At 39.8% G+C, this 12811-nt stretch carries 6 protein-coding genes and 1 riboswitch; all 6 genes read right to left on the bottom strand.

Annotated elements, in window-relative coordinates; all coding sequences use genetic code 11:
* Window positions 1-29: 29 nt before the first annotated feature.
* Window positions 30-929 carry a hypothetical protein gene (locus BLU80_RS03140; protein ID WP_091393252.1) on the bottom strand — a complete coding sequence of 300 codons (900 nt, stop codon included), beginning with the start codon at window positions 927-929 and terminating at the stop codon, window positions 30-32.
* Between the two features lie 62 nt (window positions 930-991).
* A complete protein-coding gene (locus BLU80_RS03135) occupies window positions 992-2116 on the bottom strand; it encodes a YncE family protein (protein WP_091393249.1) in 1125 nt (374 codons plus the stop codon).
* A 1-nt stretch (window position 2117) separates the two neighbouring features.
* The gene (locus tag BLU80_RS03130; RefSeq protein ID WP_091393242.1) at window positions 2118-4244 is read right to left on the bottom strand and encodes a TonB-dependent receptor plug domain-containing protein; all 2127 of its coding nucleotides are present in this window, start codon (window positions 4242-4244) and stop codon (window positions 2118-2120) included.
* Between the two features lie 165 nt (window positions 4245-4409).
* A riboswitch (cobalamin riboswitch) is annotated at window positions 4410-4608 on the bottom strand.
* Between the two features lie 543 nt (window positions 4609-5151).
* Window positions 5152-8937, bottom strand: coding sequence for a BspA family leucine-rich repeat surface protein (locus tag BLU80_RS03125; protein WP_091393238.1), 3786 nt, complete (start codon window positions 8935-8937; stop codon window positions 5152-5154).
* Between the two features lie 132 nt (window positions 8938-9069).
* Complete coding sequence (locus tag BLU80_RS03120) at window positions 9070-9702, bottom strand: response regulator transcription factor (protein WP_091393235.1); 633 nt, start codon at window positions 9700-9702, stop codon at window positions 9070-9072.
* Between the two features lie 94 nt (window positions 9703-9796).
* Window positions 9797-12811: a sensor histidine kinase gene (locus tag BLU80_RS03115; protein WP_170831126.1), complete on the bottom strand. Its 3015-nt coding sequence runs from the start codon at window positions 12809-12811 to the stop codon at window positions 9797-9799.

Raw genomic sequence — 12811 nt, 5'->3', positions numbered from 1 at the left:
TTGATTAAAGTAATAAAATTTTTAAAGATTTATTTTAACAGGGACGCGTCCGCCACACTTGTCACTTCAGTGGAGAGTTCGCCTAACCAGCCCATATCCTTCATTATCCCTGTCTGAATTTTTATAAAGTCTATTCCCTTTAAAGCGATGGCATTACCGTCTGCATCAATGGCGTTGCTGATATCCAGGGAATCGCCGCCCGCTGCCGTGGCAATATTATCAACGTAACCGAATTCAAAAGGCAGACTTTTGATATAGGTAGGGTTGCTCATATCGATATTGGTATCCGGCAACTTACTTCCTTCCAAAGTATAGCTAGAGGCCGTTATCCAGGCCGGGAAATAAGACTGTTTGTGATAGACATTTAATTTCACATACCCGGTATCATTATGGTTATCTACCCACATAATATCGGAGGTTGTATTTCCGTCGCCCGGATTGAAATAAGTCACTTTGTAATTCCTTTCGTAACCCTCAGCACCATAAGCACTCCCCTTCAATTCGTACCAGGTATCATCGGGTAATCCGTTCCGGTTGGCGTCATAACTCACCCAGACGATACCGGGTTCGGCTGAGGTAGCCGCCGCATTGCCCAAAATAAGCAGATCGTTTCCTTCATTATTGATGACTGTATGGTCAAAACCTAACACAATCTGACCGCCCCAGGCCCCAAGAGAAATGGTTTTATTCTCTGTAATCTTACTAACCGTGTTAATATCTGCATAATCCGTATTTACAAACTGCCCGGGAGCAGGTGTAAAACTAAATACCGTATCCACATAGGCGCTACTGGAATCTGTAACCGGCCTTATTAACTGCTCGTCTTCAGTATCACTCACACTATCTGACTTACTACAGGAGCTTACAGCCAGCGTACAAATACAAACTGCCACAGTGGCTACTTTGATACTCCATTTCATCTTTTTCATTTACTATTGTTTTTTATTATTTCTATTTTTCATCCGTTTATGCTGCCCCTTAAAGCCAGCAATTACAAAAAGGCAATATGACCGGGAATTTCACCGGTTTGAACCTGCCAAAGCACATTACCTTCCATATCTACCCAATACAAAGTACCGGGAGAGGTATAATCTCCGGCATCTGAAATCAGAATCCTATTACCTTTAGGATCAACTTTCAGGGCATACGGAAATTGTATTTTTTCGGAAAGATTACTCGTCAGAAAGCTTCCAGCTATAGCCGACAGCGTTTTAAGATTGTAGCGCTTATAGCTTACCTTCTGATTGTTTGCCTGATAGGATGATGTAAAATAATACAGGATACTATCGCTTATGGCAAAGTTGCCGACAGGTATCTGTTCATGTTTTAATACCTCACCCGTTGACGCGTCCAGTACATAAAAGCTGGGAGCAACCTCCGCATAGTTTCCTCTGGCGCTCACTACGACATGCCCGTAATTATCTGCCTGCACATCATTCAGGTTAATGCCTAAGTCAATTGTCTTAGAGACGCTTAGGGTATTTAAATCGATCACCGATACCGTATGGTCATAGAGCGGAGGGCTGTATCCGCCGCTGTTGGCAACATACAACTGATTAGCAGCCACGGCTAAGCCTTCAGGCTCACGTCCCACCGCTATTTGCTTGTCTAGCTGAACGCTCCCAGCCCCGTTTTGTAATACGGACGTGTCAACAACACCCACAAATCCGTTATAGGAAGTAACAAAAACTTTTGAGTTCCAAAATGCCAGACTCCTGCAATTAGGGACTTCGATCTGACATAATTTTACCGCTGACCCTTTCTCCAATACTTCAACTTTGCCGGAACCGTTTACAACAACATATAGCTTTCCTCCATAAATTTCAATATCATTACCAACATCCCCCAAACCTAATGTAACACTTGGATTTACACTTTCATAGATATTCAGTGCATAGGTTCCCGCTGAATGATTGAAAAAATCCAGGCTACAATGATTGCTGCCCATATTCCCTTCATTGAGTAAATAGAAATCCATACCGGACCCATATTCACCCGGGTTCATTAATTGCGTTGTTTCAGGCGCAATCACTCCCACCTCTTTACGGCATCCGGCCATTAGCATAACCAGGATTCCAAAGGTGCAAAAGAGGATATAAGGTTTTAGAAGTTTCATATTAAAAATCAAATTGAACACCTATTTTAAAATTTCTACCCGGCATTGGATAATTTTCAATTACATCATAATGCTGATTAAAAACATTATCTACTGATAATAATAGAGCCGATGTCAGAGGCCCCTTTATTGGCAGGCGATAATTAAAGGAAACATCGTGGGTGTACCAGGCGGGCACATAACTTACCAGGCTATTAAAACGTTCACTGTACCTTTCACCGTCATAAATAAAACTATAATTCATCCCGAACCTGTCTTTTAAGATGGATAAAATAAAAGAGCCGCTATGCCTGGGTATATAAGGCAATTCATTTTTATAGGTTACGGAACCTGGCTTTGTATAATCTCTGGCATCCTGATAAGTATATTCAAGGGTAGAAAGCAACAGCCACCCGTTGAGTTCAAACGTTGATTTTGCTGTAAATTCAAGGCCTTTAATTTTAGCCAGCCCCAGATTTACCATTTGCCACCGAAATAAGCTTGTTGTAGGAATCGCCACTATCTTGTCTTTGACTTCATTATAATACCCATCCAGTTCCAATTGAAGATTTTTAAAAAGGCCCGACCAGCCTTTGTAATAGGAAATTCCAAGACTATACTGTTCACTATTTTCAGGGCGCAGCTCTGTCTGATTATACTGGGTCAGATATAAATCATTAAAAGTCGGCATCTGAAAGGACTTTTTAAAAAAAGACCTGAATTTAACGGGCAGCCCCTCAAAAGGTTGCCAGCTGGCGCTGAAAGCAGGAGATAATTTTTGTTTTCCTATTATCCCGTCATTTATCTGCTGATGGTCCCGAACATTTGTATATAGAAGATTACCTGCTAATTGAACCCTGCTAATGGTCACATAACTGGCAATAGCACCATAATAGGTCCATCTGTATGGGTTTTCCAGGCCATTGAGATCCATCCTTAAATGATCATAATGCACGTCAGCGGATAGGTCCAGATCCCAGCCAGGTAATATCTGATAAAGATTAGCCGCTGAGAAAAAATAAGAAGATTGCCTGTAATGATTGGCAAGCACTCCTTTAATTGTATCGCCATTTACCAGGTAAAGTTTATTAATTTCCGGGTTGCTGTACTTTAGATAGTTATAATTGTATTTAAACTGTACTTTAATTTTATCCTTTGTTCCTACCGGCTTAAAATAGGATGTTTGTCCATAAAAGTCCGATTCGTCCTGCCTTTCCTTATTGGTAAATTTATTGCTGACAATGGCACCAGGCAGTCCCATCTGTCTTCTGAATCCATACACAATCACGGATAAAGCGCTGCTATCCTCAAAATGCCCATACAAACTCAATTTGCCATTGAAACGTTTTACATCTCCATTATTTCTTTTAAGGGTCGTATCATATACGCCATTGGTATACGTATAAGGATAATCTCCTTTGGTAGTCATGGCATCCACACTTGCTTCTATCTGAAACAGATTCGATAACCTTTTAGCACCATAAAAGGACCCATTATATAATCCAAAAGAACCTGTACCCATACTAAGACTTCCTTTTTGCGGCCGTAGACTATCCAGGGACTCCATCCTGGATTCCAAATAAATGGCATTACTGCTTGCAAAGGCCGTTGCCGGCTGGAATATCTGACTATTTTGATTTTTGTAAATGGAGATACTGCTTAAATCATTCAATCCATATTTTCCTAAATCAACCTGGCCATTTTGTGCATTTTCAAGAGGTAAGCCATCCATTAAAACCGCCGTATGTCTGGTACCCAGACTGCGGACATCGACCGTTTTAAGTCCTCCGACACCGCCATAATCCTTTAACTGTACCCCTGAAAAATATCGTACCATATCAGATACGCTTAAACCGTCCTGCCAGACCGGGTATTTACGGGTAATTACCTGAATGGGATCTATGCAGCTAATAACAGCCGGTAAAATGGTGGTATACAGATTTACATCCTGCAATATATTTGCCGAATCATTGAAAGGCAGGGAGGTATCAGCAACCGGTCTCTCGGTGTTTTTATTCCGGGTTGGTAATGAATGAATGGAGGATTGGGCGGTTAAGACACCAGACAACAATATGAATATACATAACCCGATCCATCCTGCAAGGAATGAAGAAATTTTACGTATGCTGCCCAAATTATCATTTATCATTGTTATCAAACGATAGCAGACACCGGGGTTCCTTAAAAATAGGAAGCAGGAAAACAGCAGGACTGAAATCACCTGAACACACAGACTATGTTGAGAGAACCAACAGACAGTCTGTCCTAAGCAATAACATGCGCTGAAGACCTTTCACCCGAAAGTCTGTTTTTAGCTATTAAAATTGATCAGGCAGGTCTTCTGGCTCACTTTGCTCTGGGTCTTCCCACCAATTATTATCTGGCAGTGACACTTTTCAGAAACTTACAATCACGCATTGTAAGAAAGTTTACAGCTACGGGGATAGCGTTGGGATTGCACCAACTTCCCTTTTAATTTTGCCGAAGCAAAAACCGTATCGGCGGCAAAGGTACAAGAATTTACTAAAAAGATTTTATATTTCATAACAGTTAGCCCCAAATCAAATCAGGGCAAGAACTACCCTTAAAGTTCTCACCCTGAACACTGACACTATACCTTCCTGAAAAGAAAGGCAAATTTGGTTGCGACCCCACGAAAATCCCTCATTTATCGCAAATCTCATACAGTTTATGCGTTTTGGCAATATCAACTTAACATCGCAAATAACTTATTATTTCAGTGATTTACAATCAGTTAAAGATCAGCTAATGGATAACTCTGATTATATAGGTGATCCCTAGTCGGAAACATAAATAATCCTAACATACTGATAAATAACTGTCCAACACTGATTTTGAGTGATCCATCCATTTCCATGGATGCATAAAGAACGGTAAAATTCCATTTTTCAGTCCTACCCAAAAGGGTGGTTTTTCGCCAAAACCGGATAAAACAGTATCCTTCAATATCTTTAATGAAGCTGGATAATCACCGGCTCAAAATCAATTTACTGATTAACAATTAGTTATACATATCCCCCTATTTAAACACCGGATTATTGTTTAATCACTTTTATTACTGTAGTATTTGCATTATCCTTATACCTCAGCAAATAAATACCAGCCGCCAGACCTTGCATATCGATCTTAGTTTGTGCCCCCGTAACGGGCTGCCTACGCAATACCTTACCGGCAAAATTCAATAAGGTTAACCCCGCATTTGCAGACCTTTTTCCAATAATTTTTACCTGTAATGTATTTTGGACGGGATTGGGATAAGCCTGGACCTTAAATTCAAGAAGGTTATTTATTAAGCGAATTACATTAGAACTCTTTTTTGTCCCATTTTGATCTTCCTGAACAAAACGGTAATACGCAGTCCCGTCTAACAGCCCTGCGCGAAAACTATAATCTAAGGCGCTGCTGCTGACACCATTATAAGCCTGACTGGCCACAAAATCCAGATCCTGAAAATTAATTCCATCCATAGATTTTTGAATCCGAAAGCCTTTATTGTTGGATTCGGTGTAGGTAGTCCAGTTTAATATTACCTGCCCGCTGGCATCGACCTGTCCGCTTAAATCACTGGCATTTACCGGTAAATTTCCCCCTAACAGCTCAAATGCTCCTAAATCGATAACGTCATTTAAGATCCGTTGATTGGAAGCCAGATCAGTGCCTCCATCAGTCATGCCATCAAGATGCGTTCCCAGCAATATTTTTAAGGAATCATTGAACCCTGCATCAATGACCTCACTACCGGCCACTAAACTATAATCCCCATTTGCAGAATCAGTAAATACTGCCTGATTAACGGTCCCGTCGAGCAAGTGATTTGAGGCGTCAGCCGCCACGCCTTCTATTAGGCTATAAGACACCGCAGAAGGCAAATTCGTTAGAGAATCCGTTATGGTATGATTCTGATTTCCCCAGAAGACACTATTGGTAATATTTACATTTGATTGCATGGAATTAAATATCAGTCCCGCATCCGTTACAGGTGTTACTGCACTTTTATTATTAACAACTGTGCAATTTACAAGGCTGGAATTTGAATACATTAAATTGGCTACTATCGCATTATCATAAATTTTATACGCATCTTCATCTTCCTCACCCAACAGTTCACTTAATCCCAATACGATATTGTTATTAATCAGGCAGTTAATAAATTTAGGGGATGAATTGTAAAGGCTGACTGAGACAGATATTCCATAAGCAGTATTACCGGTGAACCTACACTTATTAAAAAGAGGTGCACCATTGTAATAACTAAAATTCGCACCGCCAATAAAGCCTTGATTTTCCAAAAATGAACAATTGTAAACATAAGGCTTTGCATTGGCATTCCAGAAAGACGAACCGTATTCATATCCATAATTAGCCTGATCCGCATCCAGTATTACCTTATTATGCTGAATGAGGCAATTTAAGATTTGAGGATCGGCTAATTTCAAATTATCCCCATCACCTTGCTCGCTATAGGAAATTACCGCAATCCCGGAACAGAAAACACTATGATTATCCACAATTTTACAATGATTCAAAACAGTGTTGGCAAATGAATTAAGAATAGTGACCCCGCTGGCAATTCTGGAGTAATCCTCCTTAAAATTAGCAGGTGTAATATTTCCATTTGCAATGGTTAAACCATCTACTAATAAGCTATCCGTTTCCGGAATATTTTGTATGCTTAAGACACAACCCACATTGTCCGTATAATCTTCCTGCACACCAATATCGCCACTTAATATAGTACCATTCGTCTCTGTATTACGGACACCTCCTCCATTAGGATATCCTCCTAATAATTTTAAATTCGATCTGCTAATGATAAAAGTGCTATCCTGGTATTTAGCGTTTTGTTGACCAGTGGGATAATAAGTTCCTTTGGCAATATGCACTTCCTTTATGGCGGTATTCTCTCTGGCCGATTCTGTTGCGTTACTTAAATACCTGAGCGCTTTTTTCCAATTGCTCCCATCCCCATTTGCTGCAGCAGTACTATCTACATAGACAATTCCGTCTGCATCCGGAACAGCTGGGACCAGGCAAACTTGCCGATCTCCATTAATAGTCCAGCTATGGGTATCAGTGAGCTCATCATGCCCCGTATTATCGCAATATTTTATGCCAGTTGCTCCCAGGGAAACATCTGACTTAACATCCTGCAACGCCCAACCGTTTAGCGTAGCCTCATAATTAGCCGTAGAAAGACCACTATTATCAAATAGTTGGTTCATCGATGTTACTTTTTCAATATCCCAGCTGCCCAGATTCTGATTAAAAGACGTAGCTCCGTTAAAAGCATCCGCCATGACCATTACGCTGGCAACATTCCAGCCCGAAATATCCTGATTAAAGGAGCTGTTGTCCATGAACATTTGACTTAAAGTCTGAACGGCCTGGGTATTCCAATTAGTAATATCCCTATTAAAACCGGTCAAACTAAACATGGCGGACATATCGGTAACGCTGGAAACATCCCATAAAGAAATATCTCCGTTAAATGCAGTTGCATTTCTAAACATCTCATACATATTGGTTACTTTGGAGACATTCCAGTTATTTAAATCCTGATTAAACTTCAAAGCGCCAAAAAACATAAGAGACATGTTTTCCACATTTGAAACGTTCCATCCGTCGATAGATTGATTAAAAGAGGTAGCAAAACCAAAGGTATTGGACATTGATTTTACATTATTCACTTTCCAATTGCTGATATTACCGTTGAAAGAAGTGGCCTGATAAAACATTAATTCCATAGTCGTATCACTGGACAGATCCCAATTGGGCAGATCTCTATTGAAAGCAGCCGCATTCTGAAACATCCCAGAAGTGGTTTTTACGGAATGAACATCCCAGGCAGCAATATCACCGTTAAATGACACCGCACTAGTAAACATATTAGACATATCCACAACTTTTGACACATCCCAGGCAGATAGATTTTGATTAAAATTTCTGGCTCCGTTAAACATTAATTCCATTTCAGTAACACTAGACACATCCCAATGACTTATATCAGCATTAAAGGCAATGGCATTGCCAAACATTTGCTGCATCGTTGTGGCACTGCCTGTATTCCACGTACTAAGATCCCCATTAAAAGCAGTCGCGTATGCAAACATTGACTGGAAATATTGAACATTCGCGACATTCCAGGAAGATAAATCACCATTAAAATGATTTGCATTAGAAAACATATATTGCATATTGGTAACATTATGAACATCCCAGGTCGATATATTTCCATTAAAAGAGGTCGCATTTTGAAACATATTGGCCGTCTCCCTTACATTACTTACATCCCATTTATCCAAATCACCATTAAAAGAATAACAATTTAAAAACATACAATATAAAGTAGCATTAGGCGCAAAAATGGGACCGTCCGCATTGGGCACGGTTACTAGATTAACGCAATTCATAAAAGCTGCATCCATCCCTTCCCAGGTACCATTACCCCATTGTAATACGGCATGAATAAGGGAGTCATTACTTGCAGGGCTTGAATTACTATTAAATTGGATGCCTGGAAATTCGCCTTTAATAGTTACCGTATAAGTCCCTTTTGAAGTGTATGTATGGGTCGCATCACCCGTTTGACCTGTAGAGTTGCTGCCATCTCCCCAGTTTACGTCATAATTATATTGACTGGCCAGCAAAGGGGTTATTGGTATAATGATTTGTTGTGCATCCTTTGTGGTGACCCATTGAGTAATAAAACCATCTGTAATAGGCCCTGCAGCATAACGATTATTGTTTTCAGTCAGCGGATCGGCCGCATAAAGCAAACACATCACATGAACAAAAGCAAATAGGAGTAAAAGTCTTTTCATGACAATAGGTTAAAATAATGATTGAATGCACAAAGAAAATCATTGCTAAAACAATAAGACCCACCCACGCGGGTAGATTTTATGCAATTAAATGGCATTCAACTGTTTCAACCTTTTTTAAACTAACAAAATCTAGAATTGTCTGTATTTGGCAATAAGTTCCGCTCTGCTCGTGACCTGCAATTTTAAATAAATATTCTTAATATGGAACTTTACGGTATCTATAGAAAGATTCATTTGATCCGCTATCGATTTATTGGAAAGGCCCTGCTCCAAAAAAGATAAGATCTCAATTTCCCGGGCGGTCAGTTTTTCATTTTCGATACTTCCTCCCTGCTTTCTTTTATTAAAATAACTGATCACCTGCATGGCAATCTTTGGAGACATGGCTGCCCCTCCATTTAGTATATCACCTATAGCTGCTTTGATTTCTGACAAAGGCGTGCTTTTAAGCATATAGCCGGATGCACCCGCACATAGAGACTGAAATATTTTTTCTTTTTGCTCAAATACCGTCAGCATTAATACGTGCGTCTTCTCACTCCTGTTTTTAATATACCACACGGCGTCAATTCCGGATTTACCTGGTAAACCAATGTCACATATAACAACATCTATTCGCCCCTCATTTTTTTGCCAATCTTCGCAAAAATCTTCAAAACTGCCACAGCAAAAGACTACCTCAAAACCTGGTTCCGCTGTAAAATAATCTTTTAATACTCCTCTGATATTAATATTATCTTCTATAATCGCTAGTTGGGTCATTTGTTTTGTGTTCTAAATATTGTAGAAGCAAAAGCAAAATACGCATAATTTTTCAAGAAAACACCTACCCAAAAGGGGGGTTTATCGCTTAATTTCATTCGCCCTTGCAGATCAATAAAATTTTAAATCCTTTGCTAATTGCAGGAAAAAAGAGTTCGGCCCCCATTAATTCAGCGCGCATCTCCATATTGCGCAACCCATGCCCCACACTTGGAAAGTGATTATCTTCAACACTAATGCTGGCCATACCTTTTCCATTATCTTCTATAGATAATTTAAAGCCATTATCATATGCGCTAAATACAACAACAACCCTGGTAGCCTTAGAATGTTTAATAATGTTAGTTATTGCCTCCTTAAAGATCAGCATCGCATTTTGCCTTATTTTTTGGGGTATAAATTGCTTCTCATTAACCCCATGGCTTTCAAATTGAATGGTAATGTCAGTTTCTCCCAAAACTTTATTACCATATCTTTCTATCCTTTGAAACAGGCTCAGACTATCATCGTTTCTAGGATCAATAGACCAGACGATATCCCCCATGGTCTGTACGGCCGCTCTTCCATTATCCGCAATGCTTTTCAAATAAGTATCCTGATGTTGACGATGGCCATTTAATAACATTTCAGCCTGCATGGACATTCCGGCCAGGGTACTTCCTATTTCATCATGCAAATCTCCTGCGATTTTAAGTCGGAGCGATCTTTCCTTTTCGGCCTGTTTTTCCCTATACTTAATCAACAACCAAATCAAAGCCATTACCAGGATTCCCATTAATAATTTAAACCAGATTGTCTGATAAAAGGCTGGTTCTACGATTATAGGTAAACTTAGCAGATTATTGCTCCAATGGCCATCGGGCAGTTTTGCAACCATTTCCAACTGATATTTACCCGGAGGCATTCCTATAAAGGATATCTTGCCGCCGTTGCCCACAGAAATCCACTGTTGTTCCTTATCCAAACGGTAATAGTAATCCAGATATTTCATCGATTGATACATACTGCCAAATCCAATAGAAAAATAAGAGGTTCCGGCAGGGATTTTAATATCTGTTTTTATCTTTTGATACGGCAAAGTATAATCATAAAAAGAATGTCCCTTTTTATCTGTGATAACCAGATCTGTAATATATAAGTCCTTTATTTTATTTTTAAACAACTCCCCTTTTAATTGATCCATTTTAAAACGGACCACTCCGTCAATGGTACCTAAATACACCTTACCCGAGCCCTGATATATAGCGGCGCTATTAAATTCATTGGCAGGCAATTGATCGATTGTAGAGTAATTAGTAATATGATGACGCTGCTTATCAATGATACTTAACCCGTTTTTTGTACCCGCCAGCACGTATTTATCTGTCGCAGCCAGGGTAAACACGATATTTGCCGCCAGTCCGTCTTTTTTTGTCAGGGTATCAATAGCTTTCCCATTCTGATCAAAAATAATAATACCGGTCCCGCTTGTCGCAGCCCAAATATTATGATCCACCTCAAGCATGCCATAGACCGAAAGACTGGCCTGATTTTCATATTGACCGTGCCGGGAAAAAACAGCAATTGAATCCGTCTTATAATTCCATTTCAGAATATTATGTTCTGTGCCTATCAGGTAATCTGATTTCCTTTTCAATATATTCAATACCTTGGTTTTAAGCAGTCTATCTTCCCTGATGGACCGTGCGGTATGCTGATAGGGATTTACCATATACAGTCTTTCATAGGTTCCTACCAAAAAATGATTGCTGTCATGACGGGTTAAAAAAGTCAGGAACTTGCCCATTGGCTTTCCTTGAATCTGATCTGATTCAAAATCTATGGGTGTCAGCTTATTTTTTGCTATCTCATACCAGAATAACCCATCCCCTTCCGTACTTAGTACTACCGAGTCCTTATTCCAAGGCAAAATGCTATAAACATATTTCCTGGCGATCACCTCCTTATCGCCTGTCTGTTCATTGTATTTCACAAAACCATCTTTATAGGAGCCCACTAAAAGCGGACCACTAGTTGGTTTGTATATAGCTCTTATACTATTTAAAGATTTTGGTTCTGCCATTAAGGTCTCAAATGGACTGGTAGAAGGAGCCAGTTCAAGCAGATAATCATTAAGAGAAAGTAATATTTTGGAACCGGTATGACTTAACCAGACAATATGATTTTCTTCTAAAAACCTGGGATAATGTAAATCCTGAACACTAAAATCATTTTTTGAAAAATCATAAATGAAGAGTTTCTCCTTCCCGATACCTGGTGTATTGGTCATCAGAATGGTCCGTACACTATCCAGTGGAACCATAAATACCTGCCCATGTGCACCTAGTTCTCCGTAAGGACCCTTTATTTTTCTGATTTCGCCGGTAAAAGCTTCCAAATAAAACAAGCCCAGGTTAGGAACCGATATGATACAATTACCTTTTGGTCCAAAACTGGCAGCCACAATTTGTTCTTTTTTGAATAAATCCTGCCCATAGAATTTTGGGGGGCCATACTTCCCGTCTTTCAAAATATCCAACCGCACCATCTTCCCGACCGAGGTACCAAACCATAACTGATGGCCCCCGGTCTGCTTAATGAAGGTTATATTGGGCAAATCATATAAATCCTTAAAAGCAGTGTTCATATCGAAAATGCAGACCAGGCTATCTTTCTGGATTTTATACACCTTTCCATTTTGGCTGCCTGCATAAACAGTTCCATTATTGTCTTCCGCCATGGTTCGGATATACCTGCTTAATGCGTCTGTCCCTGCAGGAAATTTGAGTTCTGTGGTATGCCAGGATTTAAGGTTCAAACGCGTAACCCCATCCTGAGCGCCCACCCACAGATTACCATTAGAATCTGCAAACAAGGCTTTAATATTACTGTGGGGAATACCAGGTTTTGTTTCCGGCCCAAGGTGAACGACCTCGTTACCATCAAAACGGAATAGGCCTTCGTTGGTAACAAACCATAACATCCCTAATTTATCCTGTTCCAGGCTAATGATTATTTGCTGCTCAAATCTGGCTGGTAAATCAATGGAATGAAGCACAAGCTGTCCAGGCTGTGCTTTAATTGTTAAAATACAACAAATAAAAATTAATAGCGTCAGTGGTCTTTTCAT

Origin of the sequence: Arachidicoccus rhizosphaerae (genome assembly GCF_900107765.1) — a bacterium.
In the GTDB taxonomy this organism is placed as follows: domain Bacteria; phylum Bacteroidota; class Bacteroidia; order Chitinophagales; family Chitinophagaceae; genus Arachidicoccus; species Arachidicoccus rhizosphaerae.
The sequence above is the reverse complement of the archived record's forward strand: the minus strand, read 5'-3'. Positions and strand labels throughout refer to the sequence as shown.